The sequence below is a fragment of the Streptomyces sp. NPDC058872 genome, assembly GCF_042743065.1.
Taxonomy (GTDB): domain Bacteria; phylum Actinomycetota; class Actinomycetes; order Streptomycetales; family Streptomycetaceae; genus Streptomyces.
In genome coordinates this window covers 61,362-83,821 of the sequence record NZ_JBHYMK010000016.1, presented here as the reverse complement: position 1 = coordinate 83,821, position 22,460 = coordinate 61,362, and the positions used below count along the sequence as shown (strand labels likewise).

Sequence of the window (22,460 nt, the reverse complement as noted above, 5' to 3'; positions counted from 1 at the left end):
GGAGCGGTGCAGCGGTCATTCGGGCCGGTTGAAACGGCGAGCGGCCCAGACCAGGGCGATGGCCCCGGCCGCCAGGAGGAGACCGGCCTCCAGCGGCAGCGGCGGCTGGTGACCGGCCCATTCGATGCCGCTGACACCCGCCTGATCCGGCACCCGCAGCACGATGGTGCGGCGGAGCATGTCGACCGCATAGGCGAGGGGGTTGGCCGCGGCGAGCGTGTGGGCCCAGCCGGGCAAGGCGCTCAGTGGGAAGAAGCCGCCGGAGAGGAACAACAACGGCATCATCACGAGGCCGAGCAGGGTGTGGAACGTCTCGGCCCTGCGCAGGGTCACGGCCAGGGCCAGGGCCAGGGAAGTGATCGTGAAGGAGGCCAGCACCATGCAGCCGAGGAGCAGGACCAGGAGGACCGGGTCGTAGGGGAGGCCGACGACACCGGCCAGACTCAACAGCACCGCCCCTTGGACGGTGGCGGTCAGGGTGCCTCCGGCGCAGTGACCCAGGAGCAGGGTGGAACGGTGTACCGGCGCCATGAGGAGCTCGCGCAGGTAACCGATCTCCCGATCGGTGATCATCCGGATGCCGACCATGATGGCCGGGGTCTGCACCGTCATCATCAGCATGCCGGGAAAGAGGTAGCTCTGGTAGCTGACGCCCAGGGAGGACTGGGGAATCAGGGCGGCCAGTCCGCCGCCGAGGATCACGAGGTAGAGCAAGGGGTGGATCAACAGCAGCGCCGTGTGGGTGCGTTGACCGGCCAAGCGAAGCAGATCGCGGTGGATCAGGGCGTGGACGGCGCGCAACTCGCGCCGCAACCGGGTGCCCCGGCGGGCGTCGGGCGCGTCCGGAACCTGCCAGGAGAGCGTGGTCATCGGCTGCCTCCGGATTCCCTCGCGGCCGCGTGCGCACCGGTGCCGACCGTGCTCGGGCCTGCGGTGTGCCCTGCGTCCAGGCTGCGGCCGGTGTGGTGGAAGAAGACGTCGTCGAGCGTGGGCGGGGTCGCGGACGCGGAGCGCACGGCGATGCCCCGCGCCTCCAGGGCTGCGCACAGACGCGGGATCCATCCGCTGCCGTCCGGCACCCGGAGGGAGATGCCCTCCGCCCCCATGGTGACGGCGCCTTCGGAAGGGGCGACCTGACGGACGACCCGGAGGGCCGCAGCGTCGTCACCGGTGTGGAGGAGGACCCGGTCGTCCCCGATCGCGCTCTTCAGGCCCTGGGGGGTGCCCCGGGCCACCAGGCGACCGCGGTCGATGATCGCGATGCGGTCACAGTTCTCCGCCTCCTCCAGGTAGTGGGTGGTCACGAAGAGCGTGCTGCCCTGGCTCTCGCGCAACATGCGCAGGTGCTCCCAGACCTGGGCACGGGCGTGCGGATCGAGGCCGGTGGTCGGCTCGTCCAGGAAGAGGACCTCGGGCGCGTGCAGCAGCTGACGGGCGATCTCCAGACGGCGGCGCATGCCGCCTGACAGGGTGCGCACGGGGGAGCGGCGACGGTCGGTCAGGTCGGCGGTCGAAAGCACCTCGGCGGCACGTTCGCGGGCGCGGCGACGGGACAGGCCGAAGAGCCGGGCATGAATGTGCAAGTTCTGTTCGACCGTCAGATCGGGGTCGACTGCGCTGTGCTGGAAGAGCATGCCGACCCTTTGACGGACCTGATGGGCTTGGGTCAGCACATCGGCTCCGGCGACGGTGGCGGCGCCGCCGGTGGGGCGGGCCAGCGCGCACAGCATGGCGATGGTGGTGGACTTGCCCGCCCCGTTGGGCCCGAGGAAAGCGAAGGTCTCGCCCTTCAGCACGTCCAGGTCCAAGCCGTGCACGGCATGGGTGAGGGTGCCCTCCGGACCCGGGTAACTCTTGAGGAGACCGCGCGTGCGGACGGCATACACCGGATTCGGGGGTTCGCGCGGGTCCGCGGGAGCGGCGGCCGTCATGAGGGCCGCTGGGGCGAGATCGTCATCACCGGCAGGTCGCTGCATCAGGTCTGGTCCTCGTCTGTGGGGTCACCGGCCGCGGACGGATCACGCGCCGGATCGATCCATGGGTCCGGCCGGCGGCTGCCCGGGACAGCCGCCGGCCGGATGGTGCTGGGGGTCTTACGCGCAGCTGATGCCGATGCAGACGGTGTTGAGGAGGGTCAGCAGGCCGACGCACTCGCACGTCGCGGCGAACGGCGCGCCGTCGACGCCGACCGGGTCGGTCTCCGGAAGAGCGTGGAGGTGGGCGAGCAGCTCGATGTCCTTGTTCTCCATGGGATTTCTCCTTCTTCTCTGAGATGGCGGCGGAATGATTTCCGTCGCTCGACCCGGTATCCGGACGGGCCGGTGCCGGGGGTCTGTGGGACGGATCCGCAGGAGGGCAGGACATCCTGCGGATCCGTTGTTCCGGTGGGGCGCGGGGTTCCCGCACGGGGGTGTCGAGCGCGTGGGGAACACATCAGGCGGGCCCCGTCGGCGAAGGGACGTCCGCGGTTCAGGCCGTCGCCCGGACCATCCAGTGGCGAGGGCCGGAGTGCCGGAGCCGCAGGAGGAAGGCCAGGATGCCGGCGGACCCGTCGCTCCAACTGGTCGAGACGTCCCCGTACTCGGTGGGGAAGACGATGTGACCGCGTCGCCGCGCGCCCTCGGTCAGGACGAGGCGGGCCACCTCGGCCGCCAGCGCCCGGTAGCTCGGGTCACCGGTGGCGTCGGCCATGTCGAGGAGGAAGTCACCGTTCCCCGCCAGCCCGTGGCATTGGGCCAGCGCAGCACGGGACGAGCGCTCGGCGACGGCGTGCGTACTGCGTCGGGCCAGGTCGCCGAACCTGTCGTCCCCGGTGGCCTGCCACAGGCGGACGAGGAAGCTCCCGATCCCCGCCGCGCCGTGGCACCAGTACGCGGCCGTGGGCACGTCTCCGGACTGGGCGGGCCACTGGGCGGCTTCGCCGGAGCGGACGGCGTCGGCGACCAGTTGCTCACCGGCCCTGACGGCCAGCTCCATGTGCTCGGCGCGCTGCGAGACGGTCGCGGCACCGAGGAGGAAGCAGCCGATGCCGGCCGTTCCGTGTGCGAAGCCGAGATATCGCTTCCCGCCCTCCGGAGGGTCGGAGGACGCCGCTTCCCCCGGCACGGGCCACCCCACTCCGGTCGCCGCCGGGTCGACGGCGGAGGCCAGCCGGTCGGCCGCGGCGACGACCAGTTCGGCGAAGCGTGCGTCCCCGGTGCGCTGCCACAGGTGCAGGGCGGCGAGCCCGCTGCCCGCCGAGCCGTGGGTGATGTCGTAGTGGGGCGTCACCTGCTGGGGCGCGAGGGCCAGGTCCAGGGCGCGGTCGATCAGCCTGCGGTCGTCGATGGCGTGCCCCGCGTCATAGAGCGCCCAGGCGGTTCCACCGGCACCGAAGTGCAAGCCGGGGCGCGTGGAACCGGTACCGGCGCGGTCCGCGACCCAACGACCGGCGGTGGCGATCAGTTCGGGCAGGCGCGGGTCCCCGGTGTGCTCGAAGTACCGCGTCAGGACGGCCAGCACCCCGGCCGCACCCTGCTGCACGGTGCACGGGTCGGTCTCGCCGGCCCTCGTGGACACCGGCCACAGCCTCCGGTCGTCCGATGGATCCATCGATGCGACGAGGTGCTCGACCACGCCGGCCACCAGCGCGTCCTGCGCCTGTTCCTCCTGCGCGTCGGCGTCCCGTACCGCGTGGGCGTCCGCGCGACCCCCGGCACCCGACACCTCCACGGTGACGACGCGGGGCCGCACCGCCGGAGCCTCCTTCCGCAGGACCTCGCGGGCCCTGTGCGGGTCCCAGCGCGCGGCCGGGTCGTCCCGCATCAGTCCCAGCAGCATCTCCACCACGCCGTCCGACAGCCGGAGCGGTCCGGCGCAAGCCGTCAGCCAGGACGCCAGTCGCTCCTCCTCCGGCCTTTCGGCGGGCTCCTCCGGCAAGAGGTTCGGGACCTTCCCCGCCAGGACGAAGCACGCGGTGGCGCCGAGACTGTAGTAGTCGGCCGTCGGACGGACGGGTGCGTCGACCAGGCGCTCGGGGGCGCTGAAGCCGGGCGTTCCCACCCGGGTCGGCAGGGCGGCCTCGTCCTGGAGGACGGCGAGCTCCAGGTCGATGAGGCGCAGTTCGCCGTCCGGACGGACCATGACGTTGCCCGGCGTGAAGTCCCGCAGGACCAGGCCGCGGGCGTGCGCCGCCGCGACGAGGTCCACCAGGCGTGCCACCTGTGCCAGGGCGTCGACGCGGTAACGCTCACCGTCCGCATCGCGGAAGTGCTCGGCGACCCAGGTGCGTAAGGTCACGCCCGGCACCTCCTCCTGGGCCAGGAACAGGTGCTGGCCGTGCTCGAACAGGGCCAGCGACTCCGGGGCCAGCCCCGAGCCCTTGAGCCGGTCCAGCGTTCGTGCCTCGGCGCGCAGCCAGTCCCGGACGTCACCGCCGGATGCGTCGCCCTCCACGTGCGGCCTGGCTTCCTTGATCACCACACCCGCGCCGGTGGGGACGTCGCTGCCGCGGTACACGCCGCCCTTGTTCGTCTGCCGGATCGCCTCCCGCACCGCGAAGCGACCGCCGAGCACGACCGGTCCGGCCGCCTTCTTCTCGTTGCGCGGTGCCACGGGCGCCACGGCGGGGAAGGGGGAGACGGCCCAGGACGGCGGAGCGTACTGCCCGGTGCGCTTGTCCTCCACGGGGTTGCCGTCGGGATCCTCGATGAACCACACCAGGAGGCCGTCCTCCGACAACCGTCGCCGTCCGACGAACGCCCCGTAGCGGTAGTGCACCAGGCTCTGCACCGCGTACGGCTGGTCGGACAGGATCCGTGGCCCCGCGAGCCCCGCGGTGGCCTGGTGCAGGTCCCGGGCGAGCTCGGCCGCCTCGGCATCGGAGCACGGGTAGACGGTGATGAACTTGCCCGAGCTCCCCCGCGGCGTGGCGCGAGAGTTGAGGGCGCTCACCTGCTCCAGGGACCGGGCGAACTTGAACCCCGACCCTCCTGCCAGCAAGACCCCCAGCGCCCTCTTCAGGACCTCGGGCGCCGAAGCGGCCGTTGCCGACAGGTGCAGCTTCCACCCCTGAGCACGTTGTACCCCGGAGGGGGAGGAGACCCGGCACCACATCTCGTCGGTGTCGACCGCCCACCGCGCGTCCGAACCCGTCGCGCGGAGTGCCTGGTGGAGAACGTCTTCCAGTTCAACTTCGGTAGCGTGACTCGTCATTGCGTGTCCCTCTCAACGGTGAGAACCGCCGTTGGCAGGAAGGTGCCCGATCGCATAACCAGACCAACACACTGCCACCCGTATTCACTTGATCCAGCGAGCGCTCAGCGCTGTAACCCTGACAAGAGGCGCGCCCGGCGCAGTCAGAGGCGCATCAATGAAGCTCCGTCAGATGCCCTCTCCACGGAGGGAAAATTGCTGGTCAGAGCGGTGGGCGCGTCATGGCGCCCAGGGCGCGGGCGGCGCCCCACCGGATCGCTCGTCGGCGGGCCGGGGTTTTCCCGCCCGCCTCGCTCCCCGCACGGCGCAGATGGCCGAACGGCCCGCGGAGGACGGACCCCGCCGCGTCGCGGGGGCCACGGGACCGGGTGGGGAAGGATGGCCGCAACGGCCCGGCGTCCCGAGGGCAGGGGCGGACGCGGCCCCGTCGCAGCAGGGAGAAGCACATGGCGATTCAACGGATGGACAACGTCCTCTTCGTCGTCGACGACCTCGACGCCGTCCTCTCGTTCTTCGTCGAACTCGGAATGGAGGTGGAGGGACGGATGCCGGTCGAGGGCGAATGGGTCGAGCGCGTGATCGGGCTGACCGGCGTCCGGCAGGAGATCGCCGTGCTGCGCGTCCCGGACGGCCCCGGCCGGATCGAACTGGCGAAGTTCCACACGCCGGAGGCGGTCGGCGGTGAGCCGCCGAACCCGCCGGTGAACGCACGGGGAATCCGTCGCGTCATGTTCGCCGTCGACGACCTCGACGAGGTGCTCGCCCGGCTCCTTCCCCGGGGCGGGGAGCTCATCGGCGAAGTGGTGCGGTACGAAGACGCGTACCGGCTCTGCTACGTGCGCGGTCCCGAGGGCATCATCGTCGGGCTGGCCGAGCAACTCGGCTGAAGTCCCGGCGGTCGCGCGTTCGGTCGGGTGGAGCCCCCGGGGGACGTGTGGGGTGCACGGGGGAGAGGGCGAGGGCACGGACCATCGCCGCGTCGGCACCGAGGAAGCCCCGGGAGCTCCCCGGGGCGCGGTCGTCGTCGAGGCGGTGCGGGCCTTCGCCTGCGCGACCGTCACGCTGACGACACGCGGTGCGGCGGACGGTGCCCGCCCGCGGCCCGCCCCCGCCGTCGACCCACGGACCGGGCTTCGACGTCCGCGGCGGACGGGTCCCCGCCCGCCGGATCGATCGGTGGCGCGCCTGCACGGCCTTCCGTCCGGGTGGCGCGGCGAAGCCGCACGGGCAGGAGTCGCCGTGCCCACGGGCCTGTTCTAGCGTGGAAGCAGGGGCGCCTGTTTCGCGAGGCCGAGAGGAGTGGTCACCATGGCGGGCCGCACGCGGAGCGAAGTCGAGGCGGAGATCAAGGAGACGCTGGGGCTCGTTCCCCACTTCTTCTCCCGCATCCCCGATGACCTGCTGGACCACGAGTGGGAGATCTTCAAGAAGCTGGAGCTCGGCGAGACGCTGATTCCGAACAAGTACAAGGAACTGATCGGGATCGCGCTGCACTCGGAGACGAAGTGCCGCTACTGCACGCTCTTCCACACCGAGGCCGCGAAACTGTTCGGCGCCACGGACGAAGAGATCCAGGAAGCGGTCCACTACGCGAAGAACAGCCTCGGCTGGAGCGGTTACCTGAACGGCATCCGCGAGGACTACGACGACTTCGAGCGGGAACTCGGAGAGATCAAGGCCTACCTGTCGTCGAAGGGCTGACCCGTGCAGCTTGAGTGGGCAAGGCCCGGCATCCTGCGTGCGACGGCCCATCCCTTCGAGTTCGCGGCGTTGGTGGCCGCCGCTCGATTCGTGGCCGAGTCCGCTCCCTCCGACATTCCCGAAGAGTCGCTGGACCAGCTCAGAAACGTCCTCCGCGACTACGACGCGCAGGCGCGCCGCCTGCACGACACGTCCGGCCCGAACGGGGCCTGAAGGGGCCGATCGCCCTCCGGGGGCGCACGAGTGCGGCGTCGCGCCCGGAAGGACGGGGAAGAGCGGGTCCCACACGTCCGTACCGGTTCCTCAGCGAGGGCCGTCGGGTGCGGCTTCCGCTGCCGGCGCCGGTCCCGCCGACCCGTCCGGGGCCGTGCGGCACGCGCCGAACCGCGCGAGGTAGTGCCACACCTTCTTGACGGCCTGCGGGTCGTGGAGTCCGCTCCGTGCGGCATCCCCGACGATGCGCGGATCGAGCACGCGGTCGACGGCGATCCGGGTGCCCAGATCGACGTACTCCTGGCCGCGGTAGTCGGGGTGACGGCGGAGTTCCTCCACCTCGAGTCGGAAACCGGAGTGCCACTCGACGGGACAGCCGAGTCGCTGGGCCGCGGCCTCGACCGCCGTGCCCCGGTAGCAGGGGTCCAGGACCAGGGCCTCCGCATGGCGGTCCGGTCGTACCGGGCCGTGCACCTGCGCCTCGATGTAGTCGTCGAGCTCGTCCCGGCGGTCGGCGAGCGCGAGCTCGACGAGCCCGAGGCGGTCCGTGACGCCGAAGTCCGAGGGATCCGAGGAGCTGTCCGGGTAACAGAAGGTGGTCCGCACCAGCGTTTCTGCCGTCAGCCGGAAGTGGGCCGAGCCGAACCGCGGTGCCGCGCCGACCGGCTTCCGGCGAAAGTTCAGGGCCCCGTAGACGGGACGCTCGTGGGCGGCTGCTCCGTCGTACGCCCCGTTGAAGATCCGGCTCTCCCAGCGCCACCGGTCGCCACCGGGACGTGCGGTCAGTCCGCCGTTGCTGGTTCCGGTGACGAACTGGGAGCGGTAGAAGCCCTCCTCTGCCATGGCGTCCACGATGGGTTTGTCATCCAGCAAACGGTCCGGATGGAAGTTGAGGGTCACCCGCAGGCTCGGGTCCACCGGAGGGCCCGACGCCAGCTCCGTGACGTGCTCAAGGGCTCGTTCCTGCGACGTCCGGGAGGTCGTGTGGCGCATGCGCACAGCATCTCCCCGATCGGTCGACCGGCGCACGTGGATTGTCCCTCGACGGTCCGTCCGCGTGCCGTTGGGCCCGCACGCCCGTGGGCGGGGTGGTGGTCACCCGCCCGCGGGCCGGGCAGAACCGGAGGGTGCGAGATCCGCCCACAAGGCCGTGGCGTCCGCCGAGAGCGGTGCCGCCGCGTGGTTCGGAGCCTTTTCGTCCGCGTGCCACCACAGGCCCTGACCGGGGGCGAGGACGCTCGTGCCGTCACCGGTCCGCCAGCGACCGCGTAGGACGTGGAGCACCCCGGCGTGACCGGGGGGCGGTGCCACGGGGGCGGTGACCTGCTGCACCCGGGCGGTCCACCGTCCCCGCCGCACCATGACGTTGAGCGCCCGGCACGCGCCGTCGGGAAGGTCGGCGTCGACGGCGAGGTCACCGGAGAACGCGAGCGGCTCGCCCGTGCGCGCCACCAGCGGGGTGCGCAGCCCGGGTGAGGACAGCCGCATTCCGTCCCCCGCCACCAGGGTGAGGGTCCGGTCGACCCCCGGGAACACCGAGAACGGCCCGCTCCGGTCGATGTCCGCCAAGCTGGCCCGCCATTCGAACACGCCCGCTCCCGCGGGGTGCGAGGCGATCTCCCGCGTCGCACCGCCTCCGTTGTGCCATCGCCCCGCCGTCAGCGTCTTGACGTCGAAGGCGTGCATCTGCGGGCTCCTGACTCGTGTGCGGTACCGGTCGTGCAGCACACCCGCACCACCACCGCGGTGGTGGTGCGGGAGGTGGGAGGTTCCCCTCCCGTGCGCCGGCCCTCGGGTTGGTGGACGAAGTGTATGCGGTGCCCCCTCGCGCCCGGACGGGAGCACGGGGGAGAGCGGGCTCAGGCGAGGGTGAGGAAGAGCTTCTCCAACTCCTCCTGGGTCATGGCGGGGGCGTCGGAGTCGTCGGTGAGGCACTGTCGCATTCCGCTCGCCACGATCTTGAACCCGGCGCGGTCCAGGGCGCGCGAGACGGCGGCGAGCTGGGTGACGACGTCCTTGCAGTCGCGTCCGTCCTCGACCATCGTGATCACTGCGGCCAGTTGTCCTTGTGCCCGCCGCAGCCGGTTCAGGACGGGCCGTACCGATTCTTCGTCCACGTGCATGGAGTCCTCCTTCGCCCCCTGCCTCTAGAATACCCCAAGGGGTATAAATCAGGACTTCGCCGGTTGTTCCTCTTGTTCCTCCACGGGGAGGGCGCGCGCCTCGGTCACGGAGGGGCGGGGGCGTGGGGAGCTCCGTCGTGTCCGCACCACGATCGCGCCGGCCAGTGCGGCTCCGAGTACGGCCCACGTGGCCGGCCGGGTCCACAGGGACGCGTCGAGCTGTTGCGCGAGCACGAAGACGCCCATGACGACGACGAACCAGCCGAACGCCGTGCGCAGTGCGTCCTGGGGAATGCGCCCCGCGAGCCGGCCGCCCACCAGACTGCCGACCACTGCCGCCGCGGTGACGAGCAGGGCCAGGCCCCAATCGACCTCGACGCCGGAGAGGTGCCCGGCCAGCCCGGCGAAGGACTTCATGCCGATCACGAGCAGTGAGGTGCCGACCGCAACGCCCATCGGCAGCCCGCCGAGGACGGCGAGTGCGGGGACGACGAGGAAGCCGCCGCCGGAGCCGACCAGGCCCGTCACCGCGCCCACGACGAGCCCTTCCACCGCAATGTGCTTCAGGGGCAGGTCGGCGTGGGCCCGCCGCGCCTTCTCCCGACCGGGGCGGGGCTTGCGGAGCATCGCCGCTGCCGTTGCCAGCATCATCAGGGCGAAGGAGACGAGCAGGAGCGTGCCCGGGACGTACTCGGCGAGCCGTCCGCCGCCGTAGGCGCCGACCATGCTGAAGGCGCCGAAGAGCAGCCCGGTCCGCCAGCGGACCCGGTGGGCCCGCGCGTGGGGGACGAGTGCGGCGAGGCTGGTGACGCCGACCACGAAGAGCGAGGTGGCGATCGCCTCCTTGGTGTCCTGCCCGGCCAGGTAGACCAGGATCGGCACGGTCAGGATCGAGCCGCCGCCGCCGAGGACGCCGAGGCTGACGCCCACGAGCAGGGACGCCGCGATGACCAGGGCGGTCACGGGGTGCTCCGCAGCTCTGCGATCACGGTGCGGATGTCGGGGCGCGGGCCGCGGTTGTACGGCAGCTTGGAGAGCATGACGCCCATGGCGCAGGAATTGCTGAGGGCCGCGTAGGTCAGGCCGGCACCGATCGCGGTGCCGATGAGGTGGGCGCCCGGGACGAAGAGGCCGACGAGCCCGGTGGCCAGGACGATCGAGCCCGCCACGAGGCGGACCTGACGCTCCATGTCCCAGCGCTCCGGACCCCGGTTGAGGGGTGCTCCGGCCGTTTCCCAGGCAGTTATGCCGCCCTCCAGGACCCGGAGGTTGGGCAGGCCCGCCTCGGCCAGGGCCCTTTCGGCCTGGGTGGCACGCGTCCCGGAGCGGCAGACGAGCACGACGTCCTCGTCCAGGTGGGTCAGGAGCTCGGTGCGGTGCTCGCGCAGGGTGCCCAGGGGCACGTTGTACGAGCCCGGGATGTGCGCCGTCCGGAACTCGCCCGGCGTGCGCACGTCGAGCAGTCGCGGAGGCCGCCCTTCCTGGACGAGCTGGTGCAGCACGGTGGGGGAGAGGGTGGACGAGGGGGCGGTGTTCATGGGACTCCGTTTCGCGAAGGGCCCTCGGGCCCGTAGGGGTGCGGGCGAGGGGGTGGGCCCCGTGTTCCACGGGGCCCGGAGGCGGTGGGTGCGGTCAGACGCCGAGGGGTTCGGTCGTCGAGGGTTCCGTCAGGGCCCAGGCGGCGTATCCGCCGAGGACGTCGGAGACGTCCCGGAAGCCCTGCTGCCGCAGGAGGCTCGCCGCGATGGAGGAGCGGTGGCCGCCGGCGCAGTGCAGTACCAGGGGCTGGTCGGCGGGCAGTTCCTGGGCGCGGTGCGGGAGTTCGCTGAGCGGGATGTGCAGGGCGGACTCGATGAAGCCGTTCGCCGCGCGCTCGCCGCAGGTGCGGACGTCCACGACGACCGGCGGTCGCCCTCCGGCCAGGACGGTGCGCAGGTGGGCGGCGGTGATCCGACTCGCGGGGGTGACGTCGTCGGCCAGTGCCTCCAGGGCGTCCTCGGGGTTCCGCAGATAGCCGACGACCCGGTCGAAGCCGATCCGGGCGAGACGGGTGACGACCTCTTCCTCCCGGTTCTGCGGCGCCATGACGACCAGCTCGGCGGCCGGGGCGAGGACGGTGCCGGCCTGCTCGGCGAAGCGACCGTCTGCGGGCACGTTCACCGCGCCCCGCAGGTGTCCGGCCGCGAACTCCTGCGGATCGCGGGCGTCCACCACGATCGCGCCCGCGGTCCGCAACGCGGTGAACTCGGCGAGGTCCAGCGGGCGGGGGGCGGAGCCGTCGAAGCGGGCGCGCTCCTTGCGGTTGAGCTCGGCGTCGTACGCGAAATAGCCGGGGGCGGCCGACTGGCCGGCGGTGACGAGCGCGACGAACTCCTCGCGCCCCATCGGCGCGCAGGCGTAGTTGGTCGCCCGCTGCTCGCCGATGGTCGACTGCTTTTCGGTCGACAGGTTCTTGCCGCAGGCCGAGCCGGCGCCGTGGGCGGGGAAGACGCGGACCTCGTCGGGCAGGGTCATCAGCTTGTTCTGGACGCTGTCGTGGAGCATCGCGCCGAGCTCCTCGGCGGTCACCCCCACCGAGGCGAGGAGGTCGGGACGGCCGACGTCGCCGATGAACAGCGCGTCGCCGGTCAGGACCCCGTACGGCACTTTGTCCTCGGCGCGCTCGTACACGAGGACGCTGATCGACTCCGGGGTGTGTCCCGGGGTCTCCAGGACCTCCAGCGTGACGTCGCCGAGGGAGATGCGCTCGCCCTCGGAGAGCTTGCGGATCGGGTACTCGGTCTCGGCGTTCCGGCCGTAACCGATCCAGGCGCCGGTCTCGTCCGCCATCTCCAGGTGGCCGGCCACGAAGTCGGCGTGGAAGTGGGTGTTGATGACGCCGACCACGGTGAATCCGTGGGCGGCGGCATCGGCCAGGTACTCCGAGACGTCTCGACGGGGGTCGACGACCACCGCTCGCCCCGTGCGCTCGTCGGCGATCATGTACGAAGCCTGGGAGAGGCAGTCGAGGTAGTACTGGGTGAAGAACACGGCAATCCCTTCGTGAGGAGCACACGCCGAGGGGCGTGCAGGGGTGTGGGGGTGCAGGGCGGCTGCGCGCCCGGTGGGCCGGATCCGGGCGCCGTCTATGCGGCGCGGGCGGTCGTGCCGTGCGCGAGCGGGCGTCCGGTCCGGGCCCAGCCCGCGGTTCCGCCCGCGACGGACACGGCGTCCATCCCGAGTGCAGCGAGGTGCTCGGCGGCCCAGAGGCTCCGGTTGCCGCTGGCGCAGATCACATAGACGGGCCGGTCGCCGGGCAGACCGCCGAGGGCGGAACCGAGGGTCGAGAGCGGGGTGTTCAAGGCTCCCGGCACGTGCCCGGCCGCGTACTCGTCGGTTTCGCGGACGTCGATGACGAACGCTCCGTGGGCGAGCTCGGCAGCGAAAACGTCCAGATTCACTTCACGCATCGAGACATCCCTTGCTGTGATACCCCCCCGGGTATTTACGTACTCGACCGTAAGGGGACTCCGTCAGGAAGTCAAATACCCCCATGGGTATTGAGAGGGAAGGGGGAGGTGATCGCTCCGGGATACGCATTTGATACCCATAGGGGTATTCTGGCCTGCGGCTATGACGTCTGCTGGCAGGCGGGACCGTCAGTGATCTTGCGCCCCGGCAGTCAGGGACTCCCGGGGAAGGCGCCCGCGGGTGCCACCCGCACGGGTACGTCCGTGACCGGCCCGGGCGCACACCACCCGGCCGCCGTCCGGCCGAAGAGGAAGGGAGAACCACCCCTCGTGAACGCCACGCGCACCACCGCGGCACCGACCGGGACCCCCGGCCACCCCGTGCGCCTCGGGCTCCGGGAGAACCGGCTCCAGTTCTCCCTGCTCGTCATCGTCAGCGCTGCCGTGGGCGGCCTGGTGGGCCTGGAGCGCACCACCGTTCCGCTCATCGGCACCGACACCTTCGGCCTCACCAGCGACCTGGCGGTCTTCTCCTTCATCGTCGCCTTCGGCCTGACCAAAGCGGTCACCAATCTGGCAGCCGGAGCGCTGACGGCCCGCTTCCGCCGCAGACAACTCCTCCTCGCCGGATGGCTGATCGGCGCCCCCGTCCCCTTCGTCCTGGCCTGGGCGCCGTCCTGGAGTTGGATCGTCGCCGCGAACGTCCTGCTCGGCCTCAACCAGGGCCTCACCTGGTCGATGACGGTCAACATGAAGATCGACCTCGTCGGCCCCGCCCGCCGCGGCCTGGCCACCGGCTTGAACGAGGCCGCCGGGTACACCGCGGTCGGCGTCACGGCCCTGGCCACCGGCTACCTCGCCACCGGCTACGGCCTCCGCCCCGTCCCGGAACTCATCGGGGTCGTCTTCGTGGTGGCGGGCCTCGCCCTCACCCTCGTGGTACGGGACACCGCCGCGCACGTCGCCCTCGAACTCGCCCGGCACGCCGAGCCCCTGCCCACCGGCGAGGACACCGGCCTGGCCCGGATCTTCGCGCGCACCTCCTGGCGCGACCGCTCCCTGCGCGGCGTCAGTCAAGCGGGCCTGGTCAACAACCTCAACGACGGCCTGACCTGGGGCGTCTTCCCCCTGCTCTTCACCGACCACGGACTCGGCCTCGCGGCCGTCGGCCTCATCAAGGGCCTCTACCCCCTCCTGTGGGGACTCGGGCAGATTCCCACCGGCCACCTCGCCGACCGCATCGGTCGCAAACCCCTCATCGTGACCGGAATGACCGTCCAGGCCGCGGGCTTCGTGCTCGCCCTCGCCCTGCTCGACCGCCCGCTGCTCGCGGGGATCCTCTCCGCCGTCGCCCTCGGACTCGGCACCGCCATGGTCTACCCCGCCCTCATCGCCTCCCTGGCGGACCACACCCACCCCTCCTGGCGCACCAAGGCCCTGGGGACCTACCGCTTCTGGCGCGACCTCGGTTACGCCGTCGGAGCCCTGGTCGCAGGGGTTCTCGCGGACGCCCTCGGCATCAACGCCACGATCATCGCCGCCGCCCTCCTCACCGCGGCGTCGGGTGCCCTCGCCGCCCGCTGGATCACCGAACGCGCGGAGCCCTGACGACTGCCTGGAGCACGGTTCGGACCCCGGCCGGACACCGTGCGTGCCGCCGGTCCCGCCCGGGCGCGACCGTTCCCTTCCGATCGGCCTCCAGTCGACGGCCCTCCCCGCCGGGCACCCGGGCGCAGCGGGGCGCGGCGCACCCGGGAGCACCCCACCGGTGGACGGGGGCGCGCCCGACACGGGGCGAGGGGTCGCCCGCGTTCGACGGGCGGCCAGACCATAGGGTGGGCCCATGCCAAGAAGCTCACCTACGGTCGCCCTCGCCGCGCTCCTCGCCGGAAACGAGCGCTTCGTCTCGGGCGCGCCCGACCATCCCAACCAGGACGCCGCCCGCCGCTCCCAGCTGGCTCCCGGGCAGGACCCCTTCGCCGTCATCCTCGGCTGTTCCGATTCGCGGCTCGCCGCCGAGATCATCTTCGACCGGGGGCTCGGCGACCTGTTCGTCGTGCGCACCGCCGGCCACGTCCTGGGCACGGAGGTGCTGGGCAGCGTCGAGTACGCGACCAGTGTGCTCGGTGCGCGACTGGTCGTCGTGCTCGGCCACGACTCCTGCGGCGCCGTCGCGGCAGCCCGTGAAGCGGTCGAACACGGTCTCAAGACCGGAGGGTTCGTGCGGGACGTCGTCGAGCGCGTCACGCCCAGCATCCTCGCCGCGCGCGCAGCCGGTCTGACCGCCGACAGCGACATCATCGACGAGCACATCCGCCACACGGTGGACCTTCTGCTCGACCGTTCCCGGACGCTGTCGCAGCAGGTGGAAGCGGGCGAGGTCGCGGTCGTCGGTCTCGGCTACGCCCTCGCCGAGGGCAATGCGCGCCTCGTCACCGCGCGCGGCGTGGCCCTGGACGAGCAGGAAGCACCCGAAGAGGCCACAGCGAGCTCATGAGCACGTACTTCGACTGCTCCGACCCGGAGCAGAAGGCCGCCGGCCTCCTGGAGGCCGGCGCTGCCGTACGCCGGGGCGAGCTCGTGGTGCTCGCCACCGACACCGTCTACGGCGTTGCGGCCGATGCCTTCTCCCCGCAGGCCGTGGCTGCGCTGCTCGCGGCCAAGGGGCGGGGGCGCCACAAGCCCTCCCCCGTGCTCGTGGACTCTCCGGCGGCGCTCCAGCAGCTGACCGATGGGCTTCCCCAACCCGCCGAGGCGCTGATCCGGGCGTTCTGGCCGGGCGGTCTCACGCTCGTGGTGCGCCACCGGACGTCGTTGGACTGGGACCTCGGCGAGACCGGCGGCACGGTTGCGGTCCGGATGCCCGACCACCCCCTGGCGCTTGACCTGCTCTCGGCGACGGGCCCGCTCGCCGTGTCCAGCGCCAACCTGACCGACCGGCCCTCCCCCCAGGAGTGCGCCGAGGCACGACGCATGCTGGGGGAATCGGTCGCCGTCTACCTCGACGGGGGGCGCACGCCCGGTGCCGTCTCTTCGTCGATCGTGGACCTCAGCGGGGCGCAACCGCTCCTCGTCCGTGAGGGGACCCTCTCGGAGGCCGCCCTCCGAGAGGTGGTGCCCGCCCTCCGGCGGAAGTGACCTCCCCGCACACCGGGCTCCGGCCTCCTGTCCGTGGAGCCCCCACGGGAACGCCCCGGCCGGGGCCCGGTGATCGGCGACGTGCTCTCGCTCCGCGCGCCCCGCGGCGCGGCCGTACCTCCGTCCCGGTTCCCGCGCAGAGCGGCGAGCCGGGTGACGGCCGCGGTGCAGCCGATGCCGACGGCCAGGGAGACCACGAGCGCCAGGTGCTTCGAGACGCCGTCGAAGACCGGGTAGACCTGCCAGTGCGTCAGATAGATGGCGAGTGAACTGCCGGCCAGCAGACCCGCCGTCTGACTGAGGCGACGACTGCTCGGCAGCGTGCGGAACCACACCAGCAGGCAGAAGCCCACCGCGACGAACGACTCCCTGCGCGGCTCGCCGGGGAAGAAGCCCGGGAGGGCGGCCAGGGCGATCACCGTCACCAGCAGCCGGTCCATCGGGGTGCGCGTCCTCGCCGCTGCCCAACCGAGGGCGAAGAGCCAGAACACGGTGACCGCATCGGTGATCTGGGCCCGGGCCGGGAGGCCCACCAGTTCGTAGCGGGCGAGCAGGCCGATCCCGGCCAGGGCGAGCGGCAATCCGAACGGGAAGCCGCGTTCCAGGCGGTGGACGGTGGGGACGGCCAGCAAGGCCGTCACGGCCAGCAGGATGTAGACGAGGGCCTCGACGAACCAGAGGTGGATCCCCGACCCCATGTCCTCGGGCCGGAGCGCATTGTGCAGCAGGAAGACGTTGGACAGGCCGTAGTCATCGGTGATGAGGAGCGCGAAGGCGGTCCAGGCCATGGTGGGCACGGCGATCCGGGCGATGCTGCGGGCCGAGCGGCGCGTCCGCTCACGGCGCTCGGGCGAGGCGAGCAGGAAGCGGGCGAAGTTGAACCCGGCCACGGCGAGCAGGAGGTGCGCCCCGCCCCGGACCTCGAAGACCCGGATGTGCGAGCCGACGATGCACACGATGGCCGCCGCACGCAGGATGACACTGGTCTCGACGCTCCGCCGCCGTGACCGTGCCTCCGGTGCCGGCTCCCGTCCGGCCGTTCCACCGTGCCCCTCCAGGTCGCGTATGGAGGTCAGGTGCCAGTCGAGGGGCAGACGGCCCAGGCGTCCCTCCAGTTGGAGGGACATCTCCACGTAGGACAGCGAGTCGCCGCCGAGGGAGACGAACGAGCTGTCCGGGGTCACGTCGGGCCGGTCCAGGATCCGGGCGTAGAGCGCGCACAGGTCGTCCGCGGCTCCGCCCTCGTCCGTCCGGGGCGTTTCGGCCGGGCGGGTCAGGGCCCGTACGGCCCGGTAGTCCGGCTTGCCCGTGGGCAGTCGGGGGAGCGCGGGCACCGTGTGGACGTGGACGGTCCGGGCGGGCAGGCCGCACGCGTCGACCACGCGTCTTCGTATCCGCCGGCGGTTCCGTTCCCGCCCGCCTTCCACGGCGATCGTGACGCCCTCGTCGTCGCCCGTGCACAGGGCGTCCAGACCGTGTCGTGCGAGCAGGGCCTCGATCTGCTGCGGGTCGATGCGCAGACCGAGGATCTTGAGGAAGCGGCTGCGGCGGCCCACGATCTCGTACAGGCCGGCCCCGGTGCGACGGGCGAGGTCGCCGGTGTGCAGGGCATCGACGGTTCGACCGAGGGAGAGGTCCTCGGGGGCGAGGGCGTAACCGAGCATGACGTTCGGGCCCGTGTAGACGAGTTCGCCGACGTCGTCCGCTCCGGAGGCCTCCTCGACCGGCTCCAGGTGGAAGGAGCCGCCGGGGACCGGGATGCCGATCGCCCCGGGGTGGTCGGCGACGAGGGCGGGCGGCAGGTACGCCATGCGTGCGGTCGCCTCGGTCTGGCCGTACATCACGAAGAGGTCCCAGCCCTGCGACCGCCCGAGTGCGGCGTACTGCGTGACCCGCTCGGGGGAGAGCCGCCCGCCGGCCTGGGTGACGTACCGCAGGCGGGGGAGGTCCATCTCGGCGAACCCGACCCGGTCGAGCAGGTCGAAGGTGTAGGGGACGCCGGCGAGCGAGGTTCCGCCGGCCTTGCGGAAGAGGTCCCAGAAGCAGGCGTCCGCGACGGAGAGGTCGGTCAGGACGATTCCCGCTCCCCGCAGCAGGTTGCTGTGGACCACCGAGAGTCCGTAGCAGTAGTACAGGGGCAGGGTGGTGGCGGCGCGGTCGGTGTCGCGGATGTCGAGGTAGGCGGCGATCGATTCGGCATTGGACTGGAGGTTCTCGTACGAGAGCCTGACCAGTTTCGGGGAGCCGGTCGAGCCCGAGGTGCTGAGCAGCAGCGCCAGGTCGGGGTGGAGGGAGTGCGCGGAGCCGGACCGCCGTTCCTCGATCCGCGGTCCGTCCTCCGCCCCGGGGTGGACGACGACGTCGGGGTCGTACGCGGCGGTCAGCGCGGCGACGGCCTCCGGGTGGTCGCCCGGCACCAGCAGGGGCACGTGGCCGGCCGACAGCGCGGCCAAGTGGACGACGAGGGCCTCGACGGTGTTGGCCCCGGGGAGCAGGACCAGCCGTCGTTCGGGTCCCAGTCGTCGTGCGACCTCCTCGACCCGTCCGGCCAGCGCGCGGTACGAGAGTTCGCCGCCGGGGGTCACGACGGCGGTGCGGTCGCCGTGCACCGCGAGGTCGCGTGCGAGGGGGAGGACCCGGCCGTCGACGGCCGGGGCGGGCAGGAGCGTCATGCGCGCATCGTAGGTAAGCCTTTCCTTACCGAAAAGAGGGGGGTGTGGTTCCGGATGTCGAATCGCGACCTCGCCGTTACCAAAGACTGACTTGACCCTTAGGTTAGCTTTACCTTATCAATGCCCTATCCATAGGTTCGCTTGATAGATGACTGCAGGAAGGCACCACCCGTATGCGCCGCCCCACGGCCCGCACCCTCACCGCGTTCGCCGCAGCAGCCCTGCTCGGCCCCCTGCTCTCCGCCTGCGGCAGTGACGAGCCGGCCGACCTCGTCATCTACTCCGGTCGCAACGAGAACCTCGTCAAGCCGCTCATCGAGAGGCTGGAGGAGCACCTCGGCGCCAACGTCGAGGTCCGCTACGGCGCCAGCGCCGAACTCTCCGCCCAGCTCCTCGAAGAGGGCGACCACACCGAGGCAGGACTCTTCCTCTCCCAGGACGCGGGCGCCCTCGGCGCACTCTCCAAGGAGCAGCGCCTCGCCCCGCTCCCGCAGGCCACCCTCGACAAGGTCGCCCCGACCTACCGCAGCTCCTCGGGGGACTGGACCGGAGTCAGCGGACGGGTCCGTGTCCTCGGCTACCACCCGGGCCAGGTCCCCACCCCGCCGAACAGCGTCCACGAGCTCGTGAAGCCGGAGTGGAAGGGCAAGATCGGCTTCGCCCCCACCAACGCCTCCTTCCAGGCCTTCGTCACCGGCATGCGCGTCCTGGAGGGCGACGCCGCCGCCCGCTCCTGGCTCAAGGGCCTGAAGGCCAACGAACCCAAGGCCTACGAAAGCAACCTCAAGGTCCTGGACGCCGTCGACAAGGGCGAGGTCGCACTCGGCCTGATCAACCACTACTACTGGTACGAGCGGGCCGCGGAGACCGGTGCCGACAAGATCCAGGCGAGGGTGCACTACCTGCCCGAGGGCGACCCCGGCGGCCTCGTGAACGTCGCCGGTGTCGGCATCCTCAAGGGCGCCGACGAGAAGCAGGCCGCGTACGCCCAGAAGGCCGTCGACTTCTTCCTCTCCGCGGAATCCCAGAAGTACTTCGCCGAAGAGACCAAGGAGTACCCCCTGGCCGCCGGTGTGAAGGCAGCGGACGGAGTCCCACCGCTGGAGGGCCTCCAGCCGCCGAAGATAGACCTGGGACGGCTCGACTCCCTCAAGCAGACCCTGGACATGCTCCAGGACGTCGGACTCGTCTGAGGTGACCGCACTGGACGTCCCGCTCCGGACCGACGACGCCGCCCGCCCGGAGGGTGCTCCGGCATCCCGCGGGCGGGCGCGCGCCGCCGGTCGCCCCTCCTGGACCCTCGTCGTGCCCGCCACGGCGGCCGCCCTGCTGGCCGTCCTGCCCCTGGGCTACCTCGGTGTCCGCGCCCTCGAACACGGCCCCGCCCGCGCATGGGACACCATCGCCGGCGAACGCACCGCCGAACTGCTCGTGCGCAGCCTCGGCCTGGCCGCCGTCGTCGTCGCGGCGTGCCTGGCCATCGGCGTCTCGCTCGCCTGGCTGACCGTCCGCACCGCCCTGCCCGGGGCCCGCGCCTGGTCCGTCCTGGTCACCCTGCCACTGGCCGTCCCGAGTTACGTCACGGCGTTCGCCTGGCTGTCCGCGGCACCCTCGCTGGCCGGCTTCGCCGGCTCGGCGGTCGCACTGACCCTGGCGTGCTTCCCGTACGTCTACCTCCCGGTCGCCGCCGCGCTCCGCGGCACCGACCCCGGGCACGAGGAGGCGGCGCGCTCCCTCGGGCACGGACCGGTGCGCACCTTCCTGCGCGTCACCCTCCCCCAACTCCGCCCCGCCGCGGCCGGTGGCGGACTGCTCGTCGCGCTGTACGTGCTCTCCGACTTCGGTGCCGTCTCGCTCATGCGGTACGACACCTTCACCCGGGGGATCTACACCTCGTACCAGGCCAGCTTCGACCGCACCCCGGCCGCCGCCCTCAGCGCGGTGCTCGTGGTGATGACCGTGCTGCTCGTCGCTGCCGAAACCCGCACCCGCGGACGCGCCGACTACTCCCGCACCGGAAAGGGAACCGCACGGCGGATCGTTCCCGCCCGCCTCGGCCGGCTCCAGCCGCTCGCCCTCGCCTGGTGCACCGCGATCGTCACCCTGGCGGTCGGCTTCCCGCTCGCCACGCTCGGCTACTGGCTGGCCGTCGGTTCCTCCGCCACCTGGGACCCGGCCGCACTCACCGGCACCGCGCTCACCACGCTCGGCGTCGCCACCGGGGGAGCCGCACTCACCGCACTGCTCGCGCTGCCCGTCGGCATCATCGCCGCCCGCCATCGCGGCCGGCTCGCCCACCTCCTCGAACAGGCCGCCTACGCGGGCCACGCCGTTCCCGGCATCACCGTCGCGCTCGCGCTCGTCTTCTTCGCGGTGCGCTACGCCCGCCCCCTCTACCAGGAAACCCCGCTGCTGATCTGTGCGTACGCGGTCCTCTTCCTGCCCGTTGCCGTCGGCGCCACCCGAGCCGCCGTGCTCCAGGCACCACCGGTCCTCGACGACGTGGCCCGCTCGTTGGGGCGCAGCCCCTTCGGCGTCCTCCGCGAGGTCACCGTGCCGCTCGCGGCCCCCGGAATCGCCGCCGGCGCGGCCCTCACCTTCGTGGTCTGCATGAAGGAACTCCCCGCCACCCTGCTGCTGCGCCCCACCGGCATGGACACCCTCGCCACCCGACTGTGGACGGAAACCGGCACCGGATCGTTCGCAGCGGCTGCTCCGTACGCGGCGGCACTGATCCTGCTGGCCGCCGTCCCCTCGTACCTCCTCGGAAGGCACCGCACATGAACGAGCTAGAGGTACGCCGGGTCGTCAAGGGGTACGGCCCGGGGGCGCCGATCCTCGACGGGCTCGACCTGAGCGTTCCCGGAGGCGCGCTCGCGGCCGTCCTCGGACCGTCCGGCTGTGGCAAGACCACCCTGCTGAGGGTGATCGCGGGCTTCCTGAAGGCCGACTCCGGCACCGTCGCCGTCGCCGGCAGGACCCTCAGCGGCCCGGGCGTCCACTTGCCGCCCGAACGGCGTCGCATCGGGATCGTCCCCCAGGAGGGCGCCCTCTTCCCCCACCTCAGCGTGGCCCGGAACATCGCCTTCGGGCTCAGGGGCCTCGACCGGGCGGCCAAGCGCTCCCGCGTCGGGGAGATGCTCGATCTGGTCGGACTCCCCGGCTACGGCGAGCGGATGCCGCACGAGCTGTCCGGCGGTCAGCAACAGCGCGTGGCCCTCGCCCGTGCGCTCGCCCCCCGGCCCCACCTCGTGCTGCTCGACGAACCGTTCAGCGCGCTCGACAGCGGGCTGCGCGGTGTCGTACGGGCGGAGGTCCGGGCCGTGCTGCGGGAGAGCGGCGCCACCGGCCTGCTGGTCACCCACGACCAACAAGAGGCCCTGTCCACCGCCGACCTGGTCGCCGTGCTCCGGGACGGCCGCGTCGCCCAGTGCGCGAGCCCGCAGCAGCTCTACCACCGCCCCGTGGACCCCTGGCTGGCCTCGTTCGTCGGCGATGCGGTCCTCGTTCCCGGCACGGTCGAGAAGGACACGGCCACCACCGTCCTCGGACGGGTCCCCCTCGCGACCACCCCGGAAGGGCTCCGCGAGGGGGTCGTGCTGCTGCGCCCCGAACAACTCCGGCTCACCGGGCCGGAGGAGGCCGACGTCGAAGGCGTGGTGACCGAGGTGCGCTTCTTCGGGCACGACGCGATGATCACCGTGGCGGTCGACGGGCTCGACCGACCCGTCGACATCCGGACCTCGGGCCCGCTCCGTCAGGAACCGGGCCGGAGGGTCGGCGTCCGGCTGACCGGTCAGGCCACCGTCCACCCCCACCACGACTGAACCGTGCCCAGGGGCCCGCCGGAGCCCGACGCCGTGACGTCCCGGCCCCCCGGCCTGCGCCCCCGTCGCTCCTCCCCGCCCGCCGCGGCCCTCCGGGCGCCGACCCCACGGGAACGGGCCGCCGCCCCCGCAACCGGGGGCGGC

General features: G+C 72.1%; 20 protein-coding genes and 1 pseudogene. 9 read left to right on the top strand and 12 right to left on the bottom strand.

What is annotated here, in order from left to right:
• Positions 1-15: 15 nt before the first annotated feature.
• From ACFW22_RS12980 to lanL, 4 genes are all read right to left on the bottom strand, one after another.
• On the bottom strand, positions 16-870 hold the full coding sequence (locus ACFW22_RS12980; RefSeq protein ID WP_386402410.1) for an ABC transporter permease: 855 nt from the start codon (positions 868-870) through the stop codon (positions 16-18).
• Complete coding sequence (locus ACFW22_RS12975) at positions 867-1,976, bottom strand: ATP-binding cassette domain-containing protein (RefSeq protein ID WP_386402407.1); 1,110 nt, start codon at positions 1,974-1,976, stop codon at positions 867-869. Before ACFW22_RS12975 ends, ACFW22_RS12980 begins: the two co-directional genes overlap by 4 nt.
• A gap of 117 nt (positions 1,977-2,093) precedes the next feature.
• Positions 2,094-2,249 (bottom strand): VenA family class IV lanthipeptide, encoded by a 156-nt coding sequence (locus ACFW22_RS12970; RefSeq protein ID WP_384885086.1) that lies wholly within the window; start codon positions 2,247-2,249, stop codon positions 2,094-2,096.
• Between the two features lie 220 nt (positions 2,250-2,469).
• On the bottom strand, positions 2,470-5,193 hold the full coding sequence (gene lanL / locus ACFW22_RS12965) for a class IV lanthionine synthetase LanL (protein ID WP_386402403.1): 2,724 nt from the start codon (positions 5,191-5,193) through the stop codon (positions 2,470-2,472).
• 446 nt (positions 5,194-5,639) lie between these two features.
• Between lanL and ACFW22_RS12960 the strand changes: the two genes are divergently transcribed.
• The 3 genes from ACFW22_RS12960 to ACFW22_RS12950 all read left to right on the top strand — a co-directional run bounded on the left by ACFW22_RS12960 (position 5,640) and on the right by ACFW22_RS12950 (position 7,107).
• Positions 5,640-6,080 carry a VOC family protein gene (locus ACFW22_RS12960; RefSeq protein WP_386402400.1) on the top strand — a complete coding sequence of 147 codons (441 nt, stop codon included), beginning with the start codon at positions 5,640-5,642 and terminating at the stop codon, positions 6,078-6,080.
• A gap of 421 nt (positions 6,081-6,501) precedes the next feature.
• Positions 6,502-6,894 carry a carboxymuconolactone decarboxylase family protein gene (locus ACFW22_RS12955; RefSeq protein ID WP_384885091.1) on the top strand — a complete coding sequence of 131 codons (393 nt, stop codon included), beginning with the start codon at positions 6,502-6,504 and terminating at the stop codon, positions 6,892-6,894.
• 3 nt (positions 6,895-6,897) lie between these two features.
• Positions 6,898-7,107, top strand: a complete 210-nt coding sequence (locus ACFW22_RS12950; protein WP_386402397.1) for a hypothetical protein — start codon at positions 6,898-6,900, stop codon at positions 7,105-7,107.
• 90 nt (positions 7,108-7,197) lie between these two features.
• Here ACFW22_RS12950 and ACFW22_RS12945 read toward each other — a convergent pair whose 3' ends face one another.
• From ACFW22_RS12945 to ACFW22_RS12915, 7 genes are all read right to left on the bottom strand, one after another.
• A complete protein-coding gene (locus tag ACFW22_RS12945; protein ID WP_386402394.1) occupies positions 7,198-8,100 on the bottom strand; it encodes a DUF3626 domain-containing protein in 903 nt (300 codons plus the stop codon).
• A 102-nt stretch (positions 8,101-8,202) separates the two neighbouring features.
• The gene (locus ACFW22_RS12940) at positions 8,203-8,793 is read right to left on the bottom strand and encodes a HutD family protein (RefSeq protein ID WP_386402391.1); all 591 of its coding nucleotides are present in this window, start codon (positions 8,791-8,793) and stop codon (positions 8,203-8,205) included.
• A 173-nt stretch (positions 8,794-8,966) separates the two neighbouring features.
• Positions 8,967-9,230, bottom strand: coding sequence for a metal-sensitive transcriptional regulator (locus ACFW22_RS12935; protein ID WP_386402388.1), 264 nt, complete (start codon positions 9,228-9,230; stop codon positions 8,967-8,969).
• A gap of 48 nt (positions 9,231-9,278) precedes the next feature.
• Entirely contained in the window at positions 9,279-10,193 is a 915-nt protein-coding gene (locus ACFW22_RS12930; protein ID WP_386402385.1) for a sulfite exporter TauE/SafE family protein, read from the bottom strand.
• Positions 10,190-10,768: a rhodanese-like domain-containing protein gene (locus ACFW22_RS12925; protein ID WP_386402382.1), complete on the bottom strand. Its 579-nt coding sequence runs from the start codon at positions 10,766-10,768 to the stop codon at positions 10,190-10,192. Before ACFW22_RS12925 ends, ACFW22_RS12930 begins: the two co-directional genes overlap by 4 nt.
• Positions 10,769-10,862: 94 nt before the next feature.
• On the bottom strand, positions 10,863-12,260 hold the full coding sequence (locus ACFW22_RS12920; protein ID WP_386402379.1) for a rhodanese-like domain-containing protein: 1,398 nt from the start codon (positions 12,258-12,260) through the stop codon (positions 10,863-10,865).
• 95 nt (positions 12,261-12,355) lie between these two features.
• Positions 12,356-12,679, bottom strand: a complete 324-nt coding sequence (locus ACFW22_RS12915) for a rhodanese-like domain-containing protein (RefSeq protein ID WP_386402376.1) — start codon at positions 12,677-12,679, stop codon at positions 12,356-12,358.
• 330 nt (positions 12,680-13,009) lie between these two features.
• Here ACFW22_RS12915 and ACFW22_RS12910 point away from each other — a divergent pair, with 330 nt between their 5' ends.
• From ACFW22_RS12910 to ACFW22_RS12900, 3 genes are all read left to right on the top strand, one after another.
• Complete coding sequence (locus ACFW22_RS12910; protein ID WP_386402373.1) at positions 13,010-14,287, top strand: MFS transporter; 1,278 nt, start codon at positions 13,010-13,012, stop codon at positions 14,285-14,287.
• A gap of 235 nt (positions 14,288-14,522) precedes the next feature.
• Positions 14,523-15,176: a carbonic anhydrase gene (locus ACFW22_RS12905; protein WP_386402370.1), complete on the top strand. Its 654-nt coding sequence runs from the start codon at positions 14,523-14,525 to the stop codon at positions 15,174-15,176.
• Positions 15,173-15,817 carry an L-threonylcarbamoyladenylate synthase gene (locus tag ACFW22_RS12900; protein WP_386402367.1) on the top strand — a complete coding sequence of 215 codons (645 nt, stop codon included), beginning with the start codon at positions 15,173-15,175 and terminating at the stop codon, positions 15,815-15,817. Before ACFW22_RS12905 ends, ACFW22_RS12900 begins: the two co-directional genes overlap by 4 nt.
• 182 nt (positions 15,818-15,999) lie before the next feature.
• On the opposite strand, the pseudogene ACFW22_RS12895 reads toward ACFW22_RS12900, so the two are convergent.
• Positions 16,000-18,489: pseudogene (locus tag ACFW22_RS12895) on the bottom strand (AMP-binding protein); the annotation flags it as partial.
• A 173-nt stretch (positions 18,490-18,662) separates the two neighbouring features.
• Here ACFW22_RS12895 and ACFW22_RS12890 point away from each other — a divergent pair.
• Genes ACFW22_RS12890 through ACFW22_RS12880 form a run of 3 tightly spaced genes read left to right on the top strand, consistent with a single transcriptional unit; the run spans position 18,663 to position 22,316 of the window.
• Positions 18,663-19,682 (top strand): iron ABC transporter substrate-binding protein, encoded by a 1,020-nt coding sequence (locus tag ACFW22_RS12890; protein WP_386402364.1) that lies wholly within the window; start codon positions 18,663-18,665, stop codon positions 19,680-19,682.
• 1 nt (position 19,683) lies between these two features.
• A complete protein-coding gene (locus ACFW22_RS12885) occupies positions 19,684-21,273 on the top strand; it encodes an ABC transporter permease (RefSeq protein WP_386402361.1) in 1,590 nt (529 codons plus the stop codon).
• Positions 21,270-22,316, top strand: coding sequence for an ABC transporter ATP-binding protein (locus ACFW22_RS12880; RefSeq protein ID WP_386402358.1), 1,047 nt, complete (start codon positions 21,270-21,272; stop codon positions 22,314-22,316). Before ACFW22_RS12885 ends, ACFW22_RS12880 begins: the two co-directional genes overlap by 4 nt.
• The last annotated feature ends 144 nt before the right edge of the window (positions 22,317-22,460 follow it).